Source organism: Microbacterium sp. 22195, from assembly GCF_052056515.1.
Taxonomy (GTDB): domain Bacteria; phylum Actinomycetota; class Actinomycetes; order Actinomycetales; family Microbacteriaceae; genus Microbacterium.
Window position 1 is genome coordinate 1,453,360 of the sequence record NZ_JBQEPE010000001.1, and the last position, 20,770, is coordinate 1,474,129.

The window sequence follows — 20,770 nt, forward strand, 5'->3', positions numbered from 1 at the left end:
CTGAGGACAGCATAACCCTGGGGAGGCATTGTGCGCGTGCTGCGTATCTCGCACAGCGCCACGATCGCCGCGTGGCGCGGCCGTGAGCGCGCCCTCCGCGATGCCGGGGACGACGTCACGCTGATCACCGCACCGCGCTGGCACGCGGGCGGAGTGTGGGTGGATCTGGATGCCCGCCCCGACGAGAACGTGCGGTCGGCGCGCACCTTCTTCGGCCGGCATCCGGCGCTGTTCCTGTACTCCCCCGGGCCGCTGTGGCGGGCTCTCGGCGAGCACTGGGACGTGATCGACATCCACGAGGAGCCCTTCGCTCTGAGCACCGCTCAGGTGCTGCTGATGCGCGCTCTGCGACGCGACCGAACACCGGTGGTGCTGTACACCGCGCAGAACATCGACAAGCGCTACCCGGTGCCGTTCCGCTGGCTGGAGCGGTGGGCGCTGCGCACGGCGTCGGGGATCTCGGCCTGCAACACTGAGGCGGCCCGCATCGTGGAGCGCAAGGGTTTCTCCGGGCGGGCTCGGGTGATCCCGCTGGGCGTGGACCCCGTGCCGGATGCGGCGTCCCCTGACGTCCCCGCCGAGCACGCGACGGACGGCGGGATCACGGTGGGACTGCTCGGCAGGATCGTGCGGGAGAAGGGCCTGGAGCCCCTCGTGCGCGCGATGCAGCAGGAGCCCCGGCTGCGGCTCCGCGTCGGCGGAGAGGGCGGGGACCGCGGATTCCTGGAAACGCTCGCCCGTGAGGCCGGGGTCGGCGACCGTCTCGAGGTCCTCGGACCGATCCGGCCCGATCGCATCGGCGAGTTCTACCGCTCCGTCGACGTGCTGGCCGTGCCCTCGATCCCCACGGACAGCTGGACGGAGCAATTCGGCCGGGTCGCCGTCGAGGCGATGGCGGCCGGTGTGCCGGTGGTCTCCAGCGACGCCGGCGCGCTGCCCGACGTCGTGGGCGGGGCGGGGATCGTCGTCCCGGCCGGCGATGCGGATGCCCTGGCGGCGGCGCTGGTGGATGCCGCCGGCCCTCGCCGAACCGAGCTGACCGCCGCCGGCCTGGTGAGGGCGCAGCAGTGCTCGTGGGAGTCCGTCGCGCGAGAGTATCGGGGCCTGTACCGCACCGTCTCGATCGCCCGGCCGTCGCACGGCGAGACAGAGGCGGCAGATGAGCGCGGAGTCGAGGTGATCGTCGTCGCCTACGGCGCCGTCGAGATGCTGCGTCGTGCGCTGGCGCCGGTCGCCGGACTGCCGGTCACCGTGATCGACAACTCGTCGATGCCGGAGATCGCCGCACTCTGCGAAGAGCTGGGCATCCGCTACATCGATTCGGGCGGCAACATCGGCTTCGGCGCGGCCGTCAACCGGGTGCTCGCCGACCGGCTCGTGCCGGACGGCGACGTGCTGCTGCTGAATCCGGATGCCGAGTTCTCGGCCGACGGCATCCGGCAGCTCCATGCGGCTCTCCGGGCGAGACCGGACCTCGCCAGCGTCGGACCCGCGCAGGTCGACCTGAACGGCCACGCGGCCCGCACCCTGTGGCCGTTTCCCACGCCGCTCGGCAGCTGGATGCAGGCGATCGGTCTCGGCCGCCTGATCCGCGGCCCCCGGTTCGTCATCGGCTCCGTGCTGCTGCTGCGTGCGGAGGCGCTGGATCAGGTCGGCGGTTTCGACGAGCGGTTCTTCCTCTATGCCGAGGAGACCGATTGGGCGTACCGCGCGCACCGTCTGGGCTGGCGGCATCAGGAGATCACAGGCCTGCACGCGGTGCACGCGGCGGGCGGCACGAGCACCGACCCGCGCCGCCGTGAGTCGTACTTCCACGCCTCGCAGGAGCGGTACTTCCGCAAGCACTTCGGCACACTCGGCTGGCAGAGCGCCCGCACGGCGGCCTTCCTCGGTGCGGCGGTGCGCGCCGTGATCCTTCCCGGCGAGCGCGGGCACGAGGCCCGCCGCCGGGCGGCGCTCTATCGTCTCGGCCCCGTGAAGGTCGAGCAGCGGTTCCGGAGCGCGGACTGATGCACATCGTGCAGATCGCATCGCGCATCGGCCCCGGAACGGGAATCGCCGCGGTCGCCTGGAACCTCGAACGCGAGTTCCTCGCGCTGGGCCATTCGACCGAGCGCCTGATCACCGAGCCGCGCACAGCCCGCACCCGCCTCGGGCATGTGCTGAGCCAGGCGTGGTCGACCGTGCATCAGACGTTCCGCGGCACGTCCGCCGCGCGACGGCTCCTCGCCGGGCGTCCTGGTGCCGTCGCCATCAGCCACAACGCCGTGATGGCGGGCGAGCTCCACGTCGATCACGGCATGCAGCTCGCGGCGATCGCGGCACGTGGCGGGATGTCCTGGCGCCTGCTGCGCAATCCGGTGGTCCTGTTCGGCTGGCTCCGCGATGGCATCCGCTTCCGTCGGCGTCTGCACCGTGCCGTCGTCGCACCCACGGCGTCGGAGGCCGCGACGCTGCGGCGCCTGCACCCGCGTTCCCGCACGGACGTGACGGTGATCCCGCACGGCGTCGATCTCGAGGGGTTCCGCCCGCCCACAGGTGACGAGAGACGCGCTGCTCGCGCTGCGCTCGGCCTGGATGACGAGCATCGGGTCGTGCTGTTCATCGGCCACGAGCTGCGCTGGAAGGGCGTCCCTCTGCTGATCGATGCTCTCGGGCACGCCACCACCGTCATGCTGCTGGTGGTCGGCGGTGACGCGAAGACGGTGCCGCAGATGCGGCGCCGGGCGGAGCGGCTCGGCGTGGCGGACAGAGTGCTCTTCGCGGGCATGCACGCCGACGTGCTCCCCTTCTACCGAGCCGCGGACATGTTCGCGCTGCCGAGCGACTACGAGTCGTTCGGGCTGGTGATCGCCGAGGCCCTGGCCTGCGGGCTCCCGGTGATCGCGACGCGGACCGGCTGTGCGCCCGACCTCGTCCTCGACGGCGAGACGGGCTTCCTCGTCGAGCCGGAGCCGATCATGATCGCCGAACGGCTGGAGCGCATCGCTGCGACCGACGTCGAGACGTGGCGTGACGCATGCCGGCGGTCCGTGGCGCACCTGTCCTGGCGCGCGGTGGCGGAGCAGTACGTGCGGCTGCTGTCCGATGTCACCGCCGCCGAGCGCAGCGGAGCGGTCCGATGAGGATCGTGCATCTGGTGTGCTCGGATCGCTTCGCCGGGGTGGAGCAGTTCGTGCTGCGGCTCGCCGTCGCCCAGCGGCAGGCAGGGCACGACGTCGACGTCCTCGGCGGGTCACCGGAGCGCATGCCCGGGCCGCTGCGCGAGTCCGGGGCGTCCTGGTCGCCCGCCGTCGGCCTGTGGGACGGTGTCCGTGCCCTGCGGGCGCGGCGTCGCACTGCCGAAGTCGTGAACACCCACATGACCAATGCGGATGCCTCCGCCGTGCTCGCTCTGGGCAGGCGGGGGCCCGCGCTCGTCTCGACCCGGCATTTCGCATCCCCTCGCGGCAGCGTGCTCGGAATCCCCGTCGACGCTCTCGTCCGCCGCCGCGTGGATGCCGAGATCGCCATCAGCTCGGCGGTCGCTGCGGCGATCGGCGTGCCCTCCGCCGTCGTGCACTCCGGCGTGCCCTCGGCGCAGGCGGATGCGGGCGCCCTGGCCGAGCGCGAACGGGTCGTCCTGATGGCGCAGCGGCTGCAGCCGGAGAAGCGCACCGACACGGGCATCCGCGCCTTCGCCGCCTCCGGGCTGGCTCAGGACGGCTGGCGGCTCGACATCGCCGGTGACGGCCCGCTGCGCGTCGACCTCGAAGCGCTGGTCGACGAACTCGGCGTCTCCGGCGCGGTGCGGCTGCTGGGCTTCCGCGAGGATCTGCCCGCACGTCTGGAGCGAGCATCCCTGTTCCTCGCGCCCTGCGAGGTGGAGGGCCTGGGACTCGCGGTCATCGAGGCGATGGCCGCGGGCGCGGCGCCGATCGCGGCATCCGCCGCCGGCCACCTCGACGTGCTCGCCGGGCTGGATGCGCGCAGCGGATACCGCCCGGGAGACGTCTCGGACGCCGCCGACGCGCTGCGCACCCTCGCCCACGACGAGGAGCGACGGATGCGTCTCGCAGTGCAGGCCCGGGAGCGCGCCCGCGCGGAGTTCTCCCTGACACAGCAGTCTGCTCGGACCGACGACGTCTACCGGCGTGCGATCGAGAGGCGGCGGCGATGACGGACCTCGTCGTGCTCTCCCTCGAACGGTGGGATGGCGTGTGGCGCCGCAATCAGTACCTGGTGGCGGGCCTGCTCGCTGCCGATCCCGATCTCCGCGTGCTGTTCGTGGAGCCGCCTGACGACCCGATCCACGACCTGCGCCACAGACGCCGGCCGAGCACGGGACGCGGCCTGACGCGCATCGACGATCGGCTGTGGACGCTGCGCCCTGTGAAGTGGCTCCCCCGCCGCATCGACCGCGGTGCCGACGATCGTCTCGCGAGCACCGTCCGCGCGGCGGTGGAGACGCTGCGGATGCCGCACCCGGCGCTCTGGATCAACGACCCCACGGCGGTGCAGCTCGCGCAGCGCACGGGCTGGCCGGTGCTGTACGACATGACCGACGACTGGCTGGCCGCAGAACGCCCGGAGTCGGCGCAGCAGCGCATCGCCGAGGGCGAGAACTGGCTGCTGCAGCACGCGGCCGCGGTGGTCGCGTGCTCACCGGAGCTGATCCGCCGCAAGCGCCCGCAGCGCGATGACATCGTGCTGGTGCGCAACGGCGTGGACACGGCGCGCTACCTCGCGCCCGCTCCGCGCCCCGCGGATGCCCCTGAGGGGCCGTACGCCCTATACCTCGGCACCCTGCACCGCGACCGCATCGACGTCGGCCTGTGCGTGGCGACCGCGACCGCGCTGCGCGGGAGCGGTCAGCTGGTGCTCGTCGGCCCCGAGGCCTGGTCGGCGGCCGACGGCGAGCGTGTCCGCGCCGCGGGTGCGATCGTGCTGGGCGCCCGCGACCGGGAAGATGTGCCGGGTTACCTGCAGCACGCGGACGTCCTGGTCGTGCCGCACCTCGTGACCTCGTTCACGGAGAGCCTCGACCCGATCAAGCTGTACGAGTATCAGGCCGTCGGGCGTCCGATCATCTCCACCCCCGTGGCGGGCTTCCGCGATGAGCCGGGTGTCACGATCGCGTCGGGGGCCGAATTCGCCTCGGCGGTGGCATCCGCTCTTCCCGTGGAGTCCGCCTTCCCCGACGGCGCGAACGCACGCGCCGCGGACTGGTCGGCGCGCGTCGCCGCATTCCGCGCCGCGCTTCCGCTGCGCTGACCGCCGCCTTTGTCGTCCGGAGGCTCGGCACCTCCCGCCGAACGCAGAACCACCACGCCGACCGCTGTGGTCGACGTGGTGGTTCGAGGACTTCGTGGTGGCCCGTGAGCGTGTCACGAGCCGGTGCGGCTCAGAGCCCGACGTAGCCGGGGTTCTGGCACTGGCTGTAGCCCTGCGACGTGGTGGTGGGCGTGCCGTTGACCTGCCACGTCTTCACGATCGGTGCGTGGTTGTCGGGGTCGGGACCCGGGTAGTTGTGGCCCCACGAGATCGTCGCCGTCGCCTGGAAGGTCAGGTTGCCGCTGCTGTTGCTGTTCGCCCACACCGACACGTCGGTCGACTGGTTCGGCGCCAGCGCCGTCCCGAGGCCGGGCGTCATGCCCACCGTGTTGAACGTGATGCCGCTCGTCGTGGTGATGTTGACGCTGTAGATGTAGATCGGCTTGTTCGACGTGTTGGTCACGCGGAAGGTGAACAGGTACGCCTTGTTGTTGTCCAGGCCGCTGGGCGTGTTGACGCAGCTGCCGCCAGGCCACTTGAACACCTTGCCCGGCAGGACTGTCGGCGGCTTGCCCGACGCGGCGAAGGCCGGGATCGGTGCGGCGACGGCGATAGCGGGCACGGACCATGCCATCGCCTTCGTGACGGTGCGGCGGCTGATGCCGTCGTTCGCGGTCTTCGTGTTCTCGCTCATGAGAGCATTCCCCAATGCTTTATCGCCCCGGCGCGACTCCCCCATAGAGCCACTGAACCGACGGGCATTGCCGCCAATGATAGTCGAATCGAGTCGGATGCGAAAGAGACCGATATTCCGATTCATCCGCTCTCTCGATCGGGGCCCGATCGGGACCGCGATGCTAGATTTCTCGGGACGCCGGGAGGCGATCGGGACCGTCGAGGGGACAGTGGGCAGATGACGCGTCAGACGAGGATGTCGCGGCTGCGCCTGCTCCTGGAGGTCACCGGAGCGGCACCCGCCCGGTGGGTCACGACGACGGTGCTGGTCTCTCTGGTGCTGGCCGGCCTCGACATGGTCGGCGTGCTCTCCATGCTCCCCCTGATGCAGTTGATCACGTCGGGAAGCATCGACGGGGCGTTCCTGACCTGGATCTCGAAGACCGCCGGGACCACGGATGTCAGCGTGCTGCTCCCCCTGATCGCCGGCCTGGTGCTGATCGCCTTCCTGATCAAGAGCATCGGCGCGCTGATGTTCCGGTGGTGGCTTCTCGGGCGGACCACCCGGGTCTCGGCGCTGGCCGCGGCCGCACTGATGCGTCGTTACGTGCTCGCCCCCTACGGCTCGCATCGTAAGCGGGCGTCGAGCGAGATCTACCGCAACATCAATGACGCCACGGGTCAGGCCGCCAGCGTGCTGCTGGCGCAGGTGAGCCTCGTCGCCGACGTGGTGACGATGACCGCGATCATACTGGTGCTCGCCTGGAGCTCCCTGCTGGCGACGGTGTTCGCCGGCTTCCTCTTCGGTGTGATCGTCTTCGGCGTGCAGCGCCTGCTGCGCCGTCGCCAGGTCAACCTCGGCGAGGAGGTCGCCGCCTCCTCGCTGCAGGCCTGGCAATCGCTGATGCCGGGCATCGAAGGCTTCCGCGACACGCGGCTGACGGCGAGCTCGGAGCTGTTCGTGAACCGTTTCCGCGCGGCGCGTCTTCGCGGCGCCCGCGCCCAGCAGCAGGCCGGCATCCTCGGCGACGTCCCGCGCTACCTGCTCGAGATCGCCTTCCTCGTCGCGATCGCCGGCATCGCCGTGATCCTCTCGGTCACCGGCGCACAGGACCAGATCCTCAGCGTGCTGGGCGTCTTCGCCGCAGCATCCATGCGTCTGCTCCCTGCACTCACGCGCGTGACGGCGAACGTCGCGACGACCCGCGCGGGCGACGCAGGGCTGCGGATCATGGTCTCCGCGCTCGACGAGCTCGACACCGAGGGCCAGCACGACGAGACCCCGCAGGCACCGACGCCGCCGACCGGTGACATCGTCGTGAACGAGGTCTCGTTCCACTTCCCGGATTCGACCCAGAACGTGCTCGACGGCGTCAGCGTGCGCATCCCCGAGAACCGCACGACGGCGTTCGTCGGAGCCAGCGGTGCGGGGAAGTCCACACTGCTCGACCTGCTGTTGGGGCTGCTGTCGCCGACGGCCGGCGACATCCGGTGCGGGGAGCAGATCATCGACGACGACCTCGCGGCCTGGCACGCCGGGCTCGGTGTCGTCCCGCAGGACGTGTTCATCTCGAACGCCACGCTGGCCGAGAACGTCGCCTTCGGACTCGAACGCAGCGCGATCGACGACGACCGCGTGCGCGAGGCCGTGCGCATGTCGCTGCTCGACGAGGTGGTGGCGGAGCTGCCCGACGGACTCGACACCCTGCTCGGCGATCGCGGCACGCGCCTCTCCGGCGGCCAGCGGCAGCGCGTGGGTCTCGCCCGGGCGCTGTACCGGCGGCCGAACGTGCTCGTGCTCGACGAGGCCACCTCCGCACTCGACAATGCGACCGAGCACGAGATCGCCCAGACCCTCCAGCGGCTGCAGGGCTCGATGACGATCATCGTGGTGGCGCATCGGCTCTCGACGGTCCGCCACGTGGATCAGCTCGTCTTCCTGCGCCGGGGCGAGGTCGCGGCCACCGGCACCTTCGAGCAGGTCAGGGCCGCGGATGCCGAGTTCGCCCGGCTCGTGGAGCTCGGATCGCTGCAGTAGCCCGCACGCCGCGCGCCCTCAGGACGCGCGGGATCCTCGCTCCAGCCTCCACATGACGCTGCGCACGGGACGAGGCATCCGGATGAAGATCCGGTCCCATCGCCGGGGGAGGATCTCGTCCGCGATGCGCAGCGCCTCTTCACGGCCTTCGGCGTCGCCGTTGCGACGGCACCCGGTGAGCGCGGTCATGACCTCATTGCGGTAGGCACGCCGGTACGCCTCGAGAGGGGCGTGCGGAGGCGATGGCTCCCCGGACCGCCAGAACGAGCGGATCGCACGCAGCGGGGCGAGGAGCTTCCCGCGCGATCGGCCGCTCATCGCATTGTCGCCGTGTGCGCGGAAGAACGCACGTCGCTCATCGAGCACCCGCCATTCGGTGAGCCGCGCGACGTTGACGTACATGGTCCAGTCCTCGGCGGCGATCAGGCCGACGGGGAACCCGCCGGCTTCGCGAAGCACAGCGGTCCTCACCGCCGCCGTGCTCATCGACCCTGCGAGCTTCTCGAGGAGGGCGTCGTAGCTGCGGCCCGTGATCTCGAGGTAGGACATGTCGTTGCGCGGCACAGCCGACTCGATCGCCGAGAGGCATTCATCGAGCGAGGTCGCCGAGAACTCCTCGTGCGGGCCCGCGACGGCCGCGAAGCTCCAGTACGGCGCGTTGAACGCCGAGGTCTCCGGATGTGCGGCGATGGCCGCCTCGAGGTCGGCGAGATAGGCCGGATGCAGCAGATCGTCGTCGTCGAGGAAGCACACCCAGTCCGTGTCGGCGAGTGCCAGGCCCGCGTTCCGCGCGGCCGAGACGCCGCCGTGGGCGATGGGATGCACGTCGACGGGAAGCCCCGCCAGCGCGTCCGGAGCCGGGTCATCCAGCCCGTCCGGGATCACGATGATCCGGTCGAACGCACGCTCCTGTCGGAGCCCGCTGTCCACGGCCTGGACCACGAACTCGGGACGCCCGTGCGTCGGGATGATCAGCGTGAAGGTCTGCACACCGCCGTCCTGGCCGACCGGGCGGCCGCCCGCGCCCTCCTCACGCGCCGAAGTCATCGACCGGACGCCTCTCGGGAGCGCCAGCGTCGCACGACGGCGGCCACCGAATGCAGGGGCACATGCCGCAGCCCCCACAGAGCCAGCTGGAGTGCATAACCGGACTCCCCTGCCCGCACCGCCGCGATCAGCTCGCCCGTGTTGCCCGACGCCGAGATGCGTCGCGCCGTCCTGCGGTGTCGCCTCAGCAGCGCGACGACCTCTTCGTCCTGGCGGCGGCGGGCGTCGCGAAGCAGGTCGTCGATGACGATCCGGCTCGCCTCCCGCCCCGCCAGCGAGCGCTGGGTGATGTTCCCCGTGTGCCGGCGGTAGCCCACCAGCTGGCGATCGACGCTCGCGAACTCACCGCGCTGCAGCAGGCGCTGGATCAGGTCGTTGTCCTCTGCGGGCTCCATCGCACGGCGGCATCCGCCGACAGCGAGGTACTCGCTCCGGCGGATGAGGAGGGTGGTGATGCGCGGCGGGACCGCCTCGTATGCGATGAACCGGGCCGAGGTGGCCGGGGGCGCTCCCCATCCGGTGCCGAACGGCTCCCCCTCGGCATCCATGTACCACCCGCCGGTGCTGACGGCGACGACATCGCCCGCGGCATCGAGGGCGCGCAGCTGCTCCTCGAGGCGCTCCGGATGCCAGACGTCGTCATCGTCGAGGAAGGCGATCCATTCCCCTTCGGCGCCCGCGACACCGGTGTTGCGGGCGACGGAGAGCCCCGAAGCCTGCTGCCGGAGGTAGCGGAGCCCGAGACGTGCGGCGACGTCGGCGAGGCCCGGTTCCGGGGAGCCGTCGTCCACCAGCAGGATCTCGTGCGCAGGCCGGGTCTGCGACCGCACCGACGCCACTGCGGCGTCCAGATACGCGCCGCCGCGGTTCGTCGGGATGATCACCGTCACCCTGCGCTCGGCCATGCCGCCTCCCGTCCCCGGGGTGAGCCTATCGCGACGATGCGCGCCACTAGGCTGAGGCGCATGTCCGACCCGCAGCTCACCGTGTGCATCGTCACCTACGAGCGCCCGGAGTTCCTCGCCCGCTGCCTGGCGTCACTGCAGCGGAATGCGCCGGACACCCCCGTGGTCGTCGTCGACGCGTCGCGGGTCGGCGCCTCTTCGGCGGCCGCCGCGCATCCCGGTGCGCTCTACGTGCACCGGCCGGAACTGGCGGGCTGGATGACCCGGTCGCGCAACGAGGCGCTGCTGCATGCGGGCGGCGACATCATCGCCTTTCTCGATGACGACGTGGTGGTCTCCGAAGGATGGCGACGGGGCCTGCTTGACGCCTTCGCGTCGGAGCTGCGTCCGGATGCCGTCGCCGGGCGCACGCGCAACCTGCAGCCGGGCGAGGACGAGTACGACCTGCCGATCGGACGGCTTCGCGATGACGGCACCCTCACCGCCGGCTTCGCCGCCGTGCGCGACGGCCTGGAGATCGTGGACCACGGCATCGGGGCCAACATGTCCTTCCGCCGCGAGATGCTGGCGCGTCTCGGCGGTTTCCGCGACGACTACCCCGGCACCGCCATGCGCGAGGACACCGACATGTTCTTGAGGGTCAAACGGGTCGGCGGCGTCACCGTGTTCGCGCCGCTGGCCGTGGTCGATCACCTTCCGGCGCCGCACGTGAAGGGACGGCGCTTCGACACCCGGTACAAGCTGTACGGGCGCCGGAACCACATGGTCATGCTGGCGCGCTACGCCGGACGGCGCTCGCCGCTGCTGCGCCGCTGGATCGCATCGGACCTGCGCGCCGTGCTCCGTGCGGGCGGTCCGCTGCGATGCCTGCAGCGCCTCGGCGTCTCGCTGATCGGCATCGCCTGGGGCACCGTCGCGGCCCTGCGCCAGGCCGCCGCTCGGCCGCTCCCGCCCGAGCGGCACGATGCCGACGCGCAAGCGATCCGCGCGGCCCTCGAGGCCTGATCGCCGGCTCGGATTCCGGTGCGCTGCGGCACCCCGAGTGCGCGCGGTCCCCGGCCTATCATGACAACGTGACCGAAGGTTCCCTGCCCGCCCGCGTCGTCCGCCACCTCGGCTGGCGCGCCCGGCGTCTGGGGACGGCGACGGCCGATCGGCTGCGGCGCGGGGATCGCACGATCACCATGACACCGCCCGTCGGGCCTCGTCTGGGCAACTGGCTGTACCTGTGGCTGCATGCGCACGCGGAGTCGCGGGAGGGGAATCCGTGGCGTGTGCTCGAGACACCGGGGATGCGGGAGTGGTTCACCCCCTTCCGCGGCCTGGAGGCTCTCACGATCGACCGCGGGCAGCTGCGATTCCACGATCGTCGGGTCTGGGACGAGACGGCGCGCAATCAGAGCTTCGGCGAGCAGTTCACCCGGGAGCAGTTGAACGACTTCGTGCGCGAGGTGCTCGCCCCGGGCATCCCCGCCCCGACCGACGACGACGTGATCGTCAATGTCCGGCGCGGCGACTACTACGCGCAGGCGGAGCTTCGCGAGCGCTACGGGTTCGACCAGATCGGATACCTGACGGACGCGCTGCAGCGGGTGGAGCGGAGCGAGCGCATCCGTGTGGTGTCCGACGACCCCCAGTGGTGTCGCATCAACCTCGAAGGGCTGCTCCTCGAGCACGCGGACCAGGTCGTGTACGAGCCTCCGGGCGCGGTCGGGAACTTCCTCGCCGTCTCGAGCCGTCGCACGCTCATCGGCACCAACTCGACGTTCTCGTACTGGGGCGGGTACATCGCAGGGGCGCTGCATGAGGATGCACGGGTCATCATGCCGCGATTCCACGCGCGTCTGGACACCGGGACGGATGCCTGGCAGCTCGACCCCGCCTGGACGATCATCGACGGACACCACTGATGGGGCAGACGGAGCGGGTGCGCGCGGTGTACGTCGTGCTCTCGCACCGCGATCAGCGTCAGGTCCTCCGGCTCGCCCGGGCCATCCTGCGCTCCAGCCCCTCGGCCCGGGTGCTCATCGCCCACGACGCGCGCGCCGAGCCGTTCTCGGAACCGGCCCACGACGAACGGATCGAGGTCTTCGTCCACGGTCTCGCGACCGACTGGGGCTCCTGGCAGATCGTCGAGGCCACGCTGCTCGCGCTCGATCGCGCCAGGGCGCGCTGGGATCCGCAGCTGGTCGTGGTGATCTCCGGTCAGGACTATCCGGTGCGACCGCTCGCGCAGTGGGAGACGGAGGCGCTCGCGTCGCCGAGCTGGACCGGCGAGGCGGATGCCGCGCACTTCCGGCTGTTCTGGGGCCGCCGCCATGGCGAGGGCGATGAGCGCTACACGCGCTACGCGTTCCGCTGGTTCCGCGCTCCCCTCGCCGGACGCGGGCGGCCGCTCCCCGCATCGCGCTTCCGCGCCCGGCTGCGGGGGGCGATAGCCGTGCGGCTCGCCCCGGTGTTCGGCATCCGAGTCCTCCCCCGCGGGCGCGGACGGCACTACGGATTCCGACGCGTGCCTCTGCCTTTCAGCGACGCCCGTCCGGTCTACGTCGGCTCGCAGTGGATCGCCGTGCGACGTGCGGAACTCGACGTGCTCCTCGACGAGAGCCTGGCGCCGGGGTCGCGCCTGCGGCGGATCTACCGACGCTCGATCATCCCGGACGAGTCCGCCCTCGTCACCCCGCTCAGCTGGCATGCCCCGCCCGGCCCGCTTCCTCCGGTGTCCAAATACCGCCTGCGCGCCGGCGACGACGGGGTGGGCTTCTGGACGATCGACGATCTGGACGAGCTCCGCGCCAGCGGATCTCCCTTCTGCCGGAAGGTGGATCCCGCCCGCAGCGCCGCACTGATGGATGCCCTGGACGAGGGTCTCGGCGGTTCATCGTCGCCTAGGGTGGGCTCGTGATGTCTCCCGACGTGAGCAGGCTCAGCATCGCGCGGATCGCGACCGAGACACCGATGGGCGCGCAGGCCTACGAGACTCAGGTCATCTCGCGGGCGGCCGAGGCGATGGGGCCGGCCTGGGAGGTGCGCGAGCTGGTCTTCCGCTCGATGCGCTCCGCGCTGCCCGGCAACCGGCGCCTGCCGATGGGCCGGGTGGCGACCGCCTCGCCCGCGCTGCGCCGGCAGATCGGGCGGATGCTGTTCGCCGGCGACGCCGTCTCGCACCGCACGTCGCTGGAGCTGCCGCCCGCGCCGCGCGGGGACGTGATCACTCTGCACGATGTGGTCGCATGGCGCTTCGCCGATGAGTCCGCACCGGTCCCCGCCGCGATGGAGGAGGCTCGCAGCGCGGATGCGGTGATCTGCGTCTCCGAGTTCACCGCCGGTGAGGCGGTGCGGTTCCTGGGGGTGCGCGACCCGCACGTGGTGCCGAACGGGGTGGACCCGCGCTACTTCGACGCGGAGCCTCTGGATGCCGGTGAGCGAGCAGTTCTCGGCATCCCGGGCCCTTATGTGCTGCACGCGGGCGGCGCGGCCGAGCGGAAGAACCTGGCGGCGCTCGCCGAAGCCTGGCCCACGGTGCACCGCGAGCATCCTGAGCTGACTCTCGCGCTGGCGGGCCCGCCGCATCCGCGACGCACCGACCTGTTCGACGGCTTGCCGGGCACGGTGCTGCTCGGACGGCTGCCGGATGCGGCGATGCCCGGCCTGGTGGCGGCCGCAGACGCGGTGGTGGTGCCGTCGCTGTACGAGGGCTTCGGCCTTCCCGCCCTGGAGGCGATGGCAGCAGGCACTCCCGTGGTCGCGGCCAGCACGAGCAGCCTCCCCGAGGTCGTCGGAGACGCCGGGATGCTGGTGCAGCCCACCGGCGCCGGGATCGCGGCAGGGCTGCGCGACCTGCTGGCGGATCCCGCCGCCGTGACCGAACTGATCGCCCGTGGCCGGGAGCGGTCGTCGGAGTACACCTGGGAGCGGTCCGCCGCCGGGCACGCCGAGGTCTGGAAGTCGCTGTGACCGCGACCGCACTGGCGTTCGTCACCTCCCTGCGGCATCCGCACAACAGTCGCGACTACCGCGCGGTCGAAGAGCAGTTCGCGGCCGGGCTGGCGTCGTGGATGCGGCAGACCTCGCCGCGGTTCGCGGTCATCGTCGTGGCCAACCGCCGGCCGCCGCTTGCAGACGACCCCCGGATCCGGTTCGTGCAGGTCGACTTCCCTCCCCCGAGCAACGTCGCCGGCCCCCGCACCGGGCTGGCCGCGGTGGTCCGCGACAAGGGCACGAAGCTCGCCGTCGGGCTCGCCGCCGCCCGCGATGCGGGCGCGCGGCACGTGATGTTCGTCGACGACGACGACTTCGTCTCGAACCGGCTCGCGGCGTTCGTGGCACAGCATCCGGATGCCGCGGGCTGGACCTTCACCGACGGCTGGCGCATCAATGTGGAGCGCCGCGCGCTGCGCGCGCACCACGGGGACTTCCACCTGCAGTGCGGCAGCTCGCACATCGTGCGCACCGATCTGCTGCCCGAGGTGCCGGCCGGCGCTCCGACGCAGGAGCAGCTCTACGCGGCGCTGGGCGATCGCCTGGAGCGGTGGCTCGGGTCGCACATGCACATCCACGACGACATCGAGCTGGCGCCGCTGCCGTTCCCCGGTGCCCTGTACCGCGTGGGTCAGGCGGAGGCGCATTCCGGGAACTCGTTGTCCGGCTGGTCGCGCCCCGTGAGCGCATCGGTCGCTCGCGAGTTCGGCGTTCCCGCGACGGGTCTGGCGCCCTGGTCGCTGGCGCGCGCCGTGCTCCCCTCGGCGCGCGCCGTCCGCGAGAGGCTCCGCCGACGCTGACCATCTGCCCTGACCTGCGTGCCGAGCCACCATCGAGATCTCGAACCACCAGGCGGATCACCGCGGTTTCGATGGTGGCTGGGCGGTACGTTGGTGGCTCGGCCGTCACACCTCGTGGGGCTGGCGGCGCAGCACCCCCAGCGGGTAACGCGGCAGAGCGGGGATCACGTCGGTGAGGCGGGCGAGCGAGCGCTCCAGCCCGTCGGCGAGCGCGGTCACGCGGGCAGCATCCGCCGAGCGAACAAGCCGCTGCACGTCGTCGAGCGTGCGCAGATCGCCGAAGTCGACGTACCGGGTGCGTCCAGGAGTGACAGCGGCCTCGTAGTCGCGGAATTTGAAGTCGCCGCCGGTCAGCGCGGGCTCGAGCACGGTCCAGACCGCGGGGATGCCGTACGCGTCCGCAGTGATCAGCCCATGCAATGACGTGGTGAGCACGGCTTCTCCCGACGCGATCTCGCGCACGGCAGCCCCGGCCCTCTGATGCACGTTCACGGTGCGCGCCCGCCCGGGCTCGCTCGCCAGCAGCGCCGCGAGCCCCTCGTGCCCACGGTGGTGGCCGTGGGGAACGGCGACCACTGCCGAGCGCCGCGCCGGCCGGCGCACGTGCCGCGCCACGAGCAGGCCCGGGTCGCCGTAGGGCACCTCGCCGGCCCCGATGCGCTCCGCCGTGAGCGGGCCGCGCAGCGCGAGCACGGATGCCGAGGGCATCCGCTGCTCGACGTCGGTCATCAACCCGGTGCCCCAGATCGCGCCGTCGTAGTCGGAGGAGAAGAACTCGAGCAGGCTGCCCACCCCCGCCAGGCGCGCCCGGCGCGGCTCCCGATACACGGGCACGATGCCGTAGCGCGGCAGCAGCCAAGGCGTGAGCGCGTCGCCGAAGTTCGGATGCCCGTCCCACCAGTACGCGGGCACAACCGCCGCTCCCCAGGCGGCACGGTGCCCGCCCGCGGCGATCAGGCGTCGCAGCTGGCGCGCGCGCCGGCGCAGCGCGCCCTCGTACTTGAGCGACGGCGTCATCGTCGACGCCCCACGATGGCCCGCAGCACCATGTCGTAGAGCAGCGCCACGCGCGGCCAGCTGAAGGCCTTCACGCGCTCGAGGCCCGCCGCAGCGAGCTGGTCGCGCAGCGGGGCATCCGAAAGCATCCGCCGCAGGGCTTCCGTCAGCGCCGAGGCGTCCTCCGGGTCCACCAGCAGCCCGTCCTCCCCGTCCCGGATGAACTCGGCGGCGCCCCCGCGGCTCGTCATCACCAGGGGCGCGCCGCCGCGCCAGGCCTCCAGCGCGACGATGCCGAACGACTCCGAACGGCTGGGGACGACCACCGCCGTCGCCGCCGCGATGCGCTCCGCGACCCCCGCCGCATCGCGCTCACCCAGTAGGCGCACGCGATCGCCCAGACCGAGTGCGCTGATCTGCTGCGTCAGCGCCTCGCGCTCCGGCCCGTCGCCGACGATCTCCAGTCGTCCGTGCTCCACCCCGGCGAACGCATCGATGAGCAGGTCGAAGCCCTTCATCCGCCCCAGCCGCCCGACCGCGACGAGCAGATCCTGCTCGCGCGCGGGCGCGTCGAACGATGGCATCCGGCCCACGCCGTTGGGGATGATCGTGCCCTCACCGGCGCCGAAGCGCGCGGTGAGGTCGTCGAGCACGTAACGGCTGGGGGCCGCGTGGGCGGACGAGGCGGCGAGCGCCGCGCGCAGCGAGTCTCGCAGCAGCCGCGATCGTGCGAAGGCGCCGTTGTCGTCGCCCAGCGTCTCGCCGTGCGAGACGACCATCAGCGGGATGCCGGTGGCCCGGTGCAGCCGCAGCGCGTACACGCCGTTGGGGCCGAAGCACTGCACGACCAGCGCGTCGGGTCGGAACTCGCGCGCCGCCGCACGCCACCGCCGCCAGGCCGCAGGACCCGCGAGCGCGTAGCGGAGCAGGGCCGCCGCGGTGCGCGCGGGCAGCGGCGTGGGCAGGTAGCGCACCGGAGGCGTCTCGAGAGCGGATGCGGCGGGGCGCCGCCCCCTGTCGACGGACCAGACCTCGACCTCGTGCCCCTGGGATCGCAGTGCGCGCGACACCTGCGCCACGTGCTCCTCGACGCCGCCGATGTGCGGGGCGTACGACGAGGCGATCAGTGCGATGCGCAGTCGCCGGCCCCCGTCAGCGGCCACTGTCGTCAGCAGAAGTCCTGCCGAACAGCTCGGTCATGACGTCCTCGTCCGTGCTCTTCCGGACGCCGCGACGGCGGCCCGGTTCGGGCGCGGTCACGACCTCGGCGGATGCCGCAGGAGCCGCGACCGGCTTGTCCTCCGCGCGTCCGGCGGCGGCATCCGAGCTCCGCGGCTGCTTCGCGTCGTAGGCGTAGGCGCCGTACGCTCCGGCATTGGGCACTGCCACGCGGTTCAGCACGACGCCGAGCACGTGGCCGTGGATCTTCTCCAGTACGGCGACCGCGTCGTCGACGGTGTCGTAGCTGGTGTGCCCGGCGGACACGACGATGAGGGCGCCGTCTGCGGCCCGTGTGAGCACGGCGCCGTCGGTGACGGCGAGCAGCGGAGGCGCGTCGATGATCACGATCGCGTGCTTCGCGAGGTCGGCCAGCAGCTTGTGCATCCGCTCCGACCCCGCCAGCTCGCTGGGGTTCGGCGGGAGGGTCCCGGCCGGCAGCACGAGCAGGTTCGGCACGCCCTGCACTCGTCGCAGAGCATCCGTGATCTCCAGCCGACCGGCGAGCACGTCGGTGAGACCGACCGCGCCGTCGATTCCGGTGCTCTCCGCCACGGTGGGGCGACGCAGATCGCCGTCCACGAGGATCACGTGAGCGCCGTTGGCGGCCAGTGTGCCGGCGAGGTTCGCCGCCACCGTCGACTTGCCCTCGCCCGGCAGCGCGCTGGTGACGACGATACGGCGCGGCGGGTTGTCGACGTTCATGAACTGCAGGTTGGTGCGCAGCATCCGCAGCGACTCGCGCACGGCGAAGTCCGCGCGCTGCGCCTTGGCGTCCTCGGCGACATCGCCGGGCCGGTACAGACGGTGTCCGTCGGCGAGGGAGCCCACATCGGGGAGGGTACCGGCGACGGGGATGTGCAGTCGCTGCTCCACGTCGGTCGCAGTCCGCAGCCGGCGATCGGCCATGGCACGCACCAGGGCGAAGGCGATGCCCCCGCCGAGGCCGAGCACGACCCCGACGATCATCGCGAGCCTGGTGTCGGGGAAGACGGGAGACGACGGGAGGGATGCCGACTCGCCGAGCTTGATGGTCAGTTCGGCGCTCTCGGGGTTGCCGTCGCCCTCGACGCGATCGATCTCGGCGGCGAGCGCAGTGACCCAGGCCGACGCGATGTCGCGGGCGGCTTCCGGCGTCGCTGCGCGCGCGGAGATCTTGAGGATCGCCGTGCCCTGCGGGTTCTCGACGGTGATCAGCTGTGCCAGCGCCTCGGGCGACAGTTTCGACCCGATCTCCTCGCCGGCGCGCTCGGCCACGGACCGCCAGGTGGCCATGTCGAGGTACGTCGGCACCTTCGCCTTGGCGAGCCCGTCGACCTGACCGGGAGAGAAGGTGGAGGTGTCGAACTTGCTGCCCGCGGTGATGTACCCGCTGGCGTCGGCCTGGTACACCGGTGTCTGCAGCTTGGCCCAGCCGAAGCCCACCCCCGCGCCGACCGCGATCATCAGCAGTATCGCCAGCCAGTAACGGCGGAACGCGTTGCCGTAGTCGCGAAGCCTCATCCCCGCACCCCTCTGTCTCGCTCGATCATATGTGCTGGGCCCTTCGTACGCCCGATCTGACCAGCACCCGCTCGGGCAGCTCGAGATCGCGGTCTCGTCGGCTCTTCTTCTCCCGTATCGCCCAGAACGGCTGGGTGGGATCGTGTTCGTGGGCGAGGGCCTGCGCGCCCAGGCAGACGCCCGCGACGAAGAACGGGACCGACACCTGCGCGGCGACCCAGAAGAGGTCGAACTGGGCCTGCGCGATACGCGCGAAGACGAGGCCGAAGGCCAGCATCCCGAACCTCGGAGCGACGCGCCACAATGCGATCAGCATCACCGCCCACATCGCGATGAAACCGATCAGGCCGACGATCCCCGTCGAGGCGAGCACCTCGACCTCGGCCTGCGGCGGCTGGAAGTTCGCCCCCGGCTGCACGTACCAGTACCGCAGTCCGTGGCCGAAGACCGGCGAGTGCTTCCAGAACGCGTACACCTCGCGCAGCCAGTCGACGCGCTGGTAGAAGGAGTTGAACCGGTTCTGCGAGTCGATCTGATCGAACACGCTCTGCACGACCAGATAGATGCCGGGGATGGCGAGCACGATGATGAGCACGATGTGCTTCGCAGCGCCTCGCCGCAGCGTGTGCACGAGCAGCGCGAGGGCCAGCCCGATGCCGGCCTGCCGGGACTGCGTCAGCAGCAGGGCGATCAGGAACACGACGAACGCCGCCCGGGCCCAGCGGCGGTCGATGCGGGCCCAGTCGGGGTTGACGTAGGCGATGAAGGCGGCGAAGCCGAGCATGCCGCCGGCGAAGTTCTTGTGCATCGGCCACGGCCAGGTGGGGTAGACGGCGCTGAACTCCCCGTGCAGGGCGTGTCCGATCGCGGTGCCGAAGGTGCCCGCCGCGATCACGCCGGTCGCGCCCAGGATGAGGATGAAGGCGAGGCGCGCCCGGCCCGCCCTTCCGATCACCCATCCCACGATCAGCGCGCCCGAGACCAGCAGCCACGCGTGCACCCACTCGACGGTGTTCTGCATGTAGGGGTTGACGATCACCGTGAGCAGGGAGGCGAACTGGTAGCCGAGGTTCGCCCAGAGCATCACCCGCATCGGCGGGCTGTAGTCGTGCTTGCCGAGCAGCACGGCGGCGCCGAGCGCCGCGGCGAGTGCCGCGTCGGAGACGGTGAGATCGGCTCCGCCCAGTCCGAGGCGCTCGGTGACGAGCAGGGCGGGTGTCGCCATCAGGGCGATGGCGAGGGGCTCGGATGCCGTGAGCACGACGCCCACGGTGAGGGCGGCGACGACGGATGCCGCGACGGCGCCGTTCGGGATGCCGCGGTCGAGCAGCAGGTAGACGGCGAACACGACTCCGAGCGCGAAAAGGCACCAGCGCCAGGCATCCGCCCAGAACTCACCCAACCGCGACCTCACGGTCCCCGTCCCCATCAGGCAAGTATCCCCCAGCGCCCGCCCATATGACCTTCGTCCACCCGCTCACCGGGCCGCCACGACGTCTCGGCGATCGTTTTCCGTCGCTCTTCGATCAGTAGGCGACACGGCCGGGTTCACTATGCGACATCTCCGCCATTGTCAGAACTGTCATCTGGCATCGGCCGCTCCCCCGAGCGGCACGGCGAGTTGACGTCTCGCCGCTCCCCCGGGCGGCACTGCTCTTCTTCACAGCGCCTTGCGTACGAATTCCAGGAGAAACATGACCATCGAAAACACCAACGTCTCGCGCCGCACCCTCGTCAAGGGCGCCGCCTGGTCGCTTCCCGTCGTCGCCGTCGCCGCCGCCACCCCGCTGGCTGCCGCTTCGACCGGCACGGCCAGCGCGCAGTGGACGCAGGCAAACACCCAGCTCCTGACTCTCGGCCTGCTCGACAACTCCGGCACGGTGTCCGCCAGCGTGCTCCCGTCCGCTCCGACGCAGTTCAGGATCACCAACGGCGCCACCGAGCTGCCCAACGTGACCGCGGTCTTCACCGCCGCACTGAGCACTGCCGGCCTGAACATCACCGTGCCGGTCGGCACGACCAAGCTGCGTGGTTTCGCTCCTTCCGCCGTCGCAGGTGGGACTCGCGTGGGCAACATCACCATCACCGATCGGGAGATCGCCTCGGTCGCGCTCCTCGGCACGACCTACGCGCAGGACACGGCTGCCACCTACAGCCTCGGTACCATCGCGCCCAACGCGGCCCTCGACTTCGACACGACGTGGGGTGCCACCGGGCGCGAGGGACTGAACATCAGCCTGGGTGTCGCCACCTCGGTGACCGTCGTCGTCTCGCTGCAGTCGAACGGTGTCGAGTTCGCCCAGCTCTCCGGCTCGAACATCAACATGCTCGCCAACGCCGGCGTTCTCTGAACG

General features: G+C 71.4%; 18 protein-coding genes. 11 read left to right on the forward strand and 7 right to left on the reverse strand.

The annotated features are described in order from the left end of the window. Positions 1 to 30: 30 nt before the first annotated feature. Genes ACTJJ4_RS07075 through ACTJJ4_RS07090 form a run of 4 tightly spaced genes read left to right on the forward strand, consistent with a single transcriptional unit; the run spans position 31 to position 5,253 of the window. Entirely contained in the window at positions 31 to 2,010 is a 1,980-nt protein-coding gene (locus ACTJJ4_RS07075; protein ID WP_440942611.1) for a glycosyltransferase, read from the forward strand. Next, entirely contained in the window at positions 2,010 to 3,125 is a 1,116-nt protein-coding gene (locus ACTJJ4_RS07080; RefSeq protein WP_440942612.1) for a glycosyltransferase, read from the forward strand. Before ACTJJ4_RS07075 ends, ACTJJ4_RS07080 begins: the two co-directional genes overlap by 1 nt. After that, a complete protein-coding gene (locus ACTJJ4_RS07085; protein ID WP_440942613.1) occupies positions 3,122 to 4,159 on the forward strand; it encodes a glycosyltransferase family 4 protein in 1,038 nt (345 codons plus the stop codon). The genes ACTJJ4_RS07080 and ACTJJ4_RS07085 overlap by 4 nt, the downstream gene beginning before the upstream one ends. Further along, on the forward strand, positions 4,156 to 5,253 hold the full coding sequence (locus ACTJJ4_RS07090; RefSeq protein WP_440942614.1) for a glycosyltransferase: 1,098 nt from the start codon (positions 4,156 to 4,158) through the stop codon (positions 5,251 to 5,253). Before ACTJJ4_RS07085 ends, ACTJJ4_RS07090 begins: the two co-directional genes overlap by 4 nt. A 130-nt stretch (positions 5,254 to 5,383) precedes the next feature. Here ACTJJ4_RS07090 and ACTJJ4_RS07095 read toward each other — a convergent pair whose 3' ends face one another. After that, entirely contained in the window at positions 5,384 to 5,947 is a 564-nt protein-coding gene (locus ACTJJ4_RS07095) for a hypothetical protein (protein ID WP_440942615.1), read from the reverse strand. Between the two features lie 219 nt (positions 5,948 to 6,166). Here ACTJJ4_RS07095 and ACTJJ4_RS07100 point away from each other — a divergent pair, with 219 nt between their 5' ends. Beyond that, positions 6,167 to 7,966, forward strand: coding sequence for an ABC transporter ATP-binding protein (locus tag ACTJJ4_RS07100; RefSeq protein ID WP_440942616.1), 1,800 nt, complete (start codon positions 6,167 to 6,169; stop codon positions 7,964 to 7,966). Between the two features lie 18 nt (positions 7,967 to 7,984). Here the strand turns inward: ACTJJ4_RS07100 and ACTJJ4_RS07105 are convergent, their stop codons facing one another. Together ACTJJ4_RS07105 and ACTJJ4_RS07110 are read right to left on the reverse strand one after the other, a co-directional pair. Then, a complete protein-coding gene (locus ACTJJ4_RS07105) occupies positions 7,985 to 9,013 on the reverse strand; it encodes a glycosyltransferase family 2 protein (protein ID WP_440942617.1) in 1,029 nt (342 codons plus the stop codon). After that, positions 9,010 to 9,918: a glycosyltransferase family 2 protein gene (locus ACTJJ4_RS07110; protein WP_440942618.1), complete on the reverse strand. Its 909-nt coding sequence runs from the start codon at positions 9,916 to 9,918 to the stop codon at positions 9,010 to 9,012. Before ACTJJ4_RS07110 ends, ACTJJ4_RS07105 begins: the two co-directional genes overlap by 4 nt. A 60-nt stretch (positions 9,919 to 9,978) precedes the next feature. On the opposite strand from ACTJJ4_RS07110, the gene ACTJJ4_RS07115 reads away from it, so the two are divergent. The 5 genes from ACTJJ4_RS07115 (at position 9,979) to ACTJJ4_RS07135 (ending at position 14,699) form a co-directional block, all read left to right on the forward strand. Then, a complete protein-coding gene (locus ACTJJ4_RS07115) occupies positions 9,979 to 10,923 on the forward strand; it encodes a glycosyltransferase family 2 protein (RefSeq protein WP_440942619.1) in 945 nt (314 codons plus the stop codon). A gap of 68 nt (positions 10,924 to 10,991) precedes the next feature. After that, positions 10,992 to 11,828: an alpha-1,2-fucosyltransferase gene (locus ACTJJ4_RS07120; protein WP_440942620.1), complete on the forward strand. Its 837-nt coding sequence runs from the start codon at positions 10,992 to 10,994 to the stop codon at positions 11,826 to 11,828. Further along, positions 11,828 to 12,823, forward strand: a complete 996-nt coding sequence (locus ACTJJ4_RS07125) for a hypothetical protein (protein ID WP_440942621.1) — start codon at positions 11,828 to 11,830, stop codon at positions 12,821 to 12,823. The genes ACTJJ4_RS07120 and ACTJJ4_RS07125 overlap by 1 nt, the downstream gene beginning before the upstream one ends. Then, positions 12,823 to 13,875: a glycosyltransferase family 4 protein gene (locus tag ACTJJ4_RS07130; protein WP_440942837.1), complete on the forward strand. Its 1,053-nt coding sequence runs from the start codon at positions 12,823 to 12,825 to the stop codon at positions 13,873 to 13,875. The genes ACTJJ4_RS07125 and ACTJJ4_RS07130 overlap by 1 nt, the downstream gene beginning before the upstream one ends. Next, positions 13,872 to 14,699: a hypothetical protein gene (locus tag ACTJJ4_RS07135; RefSeq protein WP_440942622.1), complete on the forward strand. Its 828-nt coding sequence runs from the start codon at positions 13,872 to 13,874 to the stop codon at positions 14,697 to 14,699. Before ACTJJ4_RS07130 ends, ACTJJ4_RS07135 begins: the two co-directional genes overlap by 4 nt. A 105-nt stretch (positions 14,700 to 14,804) precedes the next feature. On the opposite strand, the gene ACTJJ4_RS07140 is transcribed toward ACTJJ4_RS07135, so the two are convergent. The 4 genes from ACTJJ4_RS07140 to ACTJJ4_RS07155 are packed head-to-tail and all read right to left on the reverse strand — an operon-like array spanning position 14,805 to position 19,845. Continuing rightward, positions 14,805 to 15,716: a hypothetical protein gene (locus ACTJJ4_RS07140; RefSeq protein ID WP_440942623.1), complete on the reverse strand. Its 912-nt coding sequence runs from the start codon at positions 15,714 to 15,716 to the stop codon at positions 14,805 to 14,807. Then, positions 15,713 to 16,858, reverse strand: a complete 1,146-nt coding sequence (locus ACTJJ4_RS07145) for a glycosyltransferase family 4 protein (protein ID WP_440942624.1) — start codon at positions 16,856 to 16,858, stop codon at positions 15,713 to 15,715. The genes ACTJJ4_RS07140 and ACTJJ4_RS07145 overlap by 4 nt, the downstream gene beginning before the upstream one ends. Further along, positions 16,848 to 18,416, reverse strand: coding sequence for a polysaccharide biosynthesis tyrosine autokinase (locus ACTJJ4_RS07150; RefSeq protein WP_440942625.1), 1,569 nt, complete (start codon positions 18,414 to 18,416; stop codon positions 16,848 to 16,850). The genes ACTJJ4_RS07145 and ACTJJ4_RS07150 overlap by 11 nt, the downstream gene beginning before the upstream one ends. A gap of 25 nt (positions 18,417 to 18,441) precedes the next feature. After that, positions 18,442 to 19,845 carry an O-antigen ligase family protein gene (locus ACTJJ4_RS07155; protein WP_440942626.1) on the reverse strand — a complete coding sequence of 468 codons (1,404 nt, stop codon included), beginning with the start codon at positions 19,843 to 19,845 and terminating at the stop codon, positions 18,442 to 18,444. A 265-nt stretch (positions 19,846 to 20,110) separates the two neighbouring features. Here ACTJJ4_RS07155 and ACTJJ4_RS07160 point away from each other — a divergent pair, with 265 nt between their 5' ends. Next, entirely contained in the window at positions 20,111 to 20,767 is a 657-nt protein-coding gene (locus ACTJJ4_RS07160; RefSeq protein ID WP_440942627.1) for a hypothetical protein, read from the forward strand. The last annotated feature ends 3 nt before the right edge of the window (positions 20,768 to 20,770 follow it).

What these genes read in the sequence shown, in the direction of transcription:
- ACTJJ4_RS07080 (WP_440942612.1), top strand. Translation starts at nt 2,010, where the DNA reads ATGCACATCGTGCAGATCGCATCGCGCATCGGCCCCGGAACGGGAATC.
- ACTJJ4_RS07085 (WP_440942613.1), top strand. Translation starts at nt 3,122, where the DNA reads ATGAGGATCGTGCATCTGGTGTGCTCGGATCGCTTCGCCGGGGTGGAG.
- ACTJJ4_RS07090 (WP_440942614.1), top strand. Translation starts at nt 4,156, where the DNA reads ATGACGGACCTCGTCGTGCTCTCCCTCGAACGGTGGGATGGCGTGTGG.
- ACTJJ4_RS07095 (WP_440942615.1), bottom strand. Translation starts at nt 5,947, where the DNA reads ATGAGCGAGAACACGAAGACCGCGAACGACGGCATCAGCCGCCGCACC.
- ACTJJ4_RS07100 (WP_440942616.1), top strand. Translation starts at nt 6,167, where the DNA reads ATGACGCGTCAGACGAGGATGTCGCGGCTGCGCCTGCTCCTGGAGGTC.
- ACTJJ4_RS07105 (WP_440942617.1), bottom strand. Translation starts at nt 9,013, where the DNA reads ATGACTTCGGCGCGTGAGGAGGGCGCGGGCGGCCGCCCGGTCGGCCAG.
- ACTJJ4_RS07110 (WP_440942618.1), bottom strand. Translation starts at nt 9,918, where the DNA reads ATGGCCGAGCGCAGGGTGACGGTGATCATCCCGACGAACCGCGGCGGC.
- ACTJJ4_RS07115 (WP_440942619.1), top strand. Translation starts at nt 9,979, where the DNA reads ATGTCCGACCCGCAGCTCACCGTGTGCATCGTCACCTACGAGCGCCCG.
- ACTJJ4_RS07125 (WP_440942621.1), top strand. Translation starts at nt 11,828, where the DNA reads ATGGGGCAGACGGAGCGGGTGCGCGCGGTGTACGTCGTGCTCTCGCAC.
- ACTJJ4_RS07130 (WP_440942837.1), top strand. Translation starts at nt 12,823, where the DNA reads ATGTCTCCCGACGTGAGCAGGCTCAGCATCGCGCGGATCGCGACCGAG.
- ACTJJ4_RS07140 (WP_440942623.1), bottom strand. Translation starts at nt 15,716, where the DNA reads ATGACGCCGTCGCTCAAGTACGAGGGCGCGCTGCGCCGGCGCGCGCGC.
- ACTJJ4_RS07150 (WP_440942625.1), bottom strand. Translation starts at nt 18,416, where the DNA reads ATGAGGCTTCGCGACTACGGCAACGCGTTCCGCCGTTACTGGCTGGCG.
- ACTJJ4_RS07155 (WP_440942626.1), bottom strand. Translation starts at nt 19,845, where the DNA reads ATGGGGACGGGGACCGTGAGGTCGCGGTTGGGTGAGTTCTGGGCGGAT.
- ACTJJ4_RS07160 (WP_440942627.1), top strand. Translation starts at nt 20,111, where the DNA reads ATGACCATCGAAAACACCAACGTCTCGCGCCGCACCCTCGTCAAGGGC.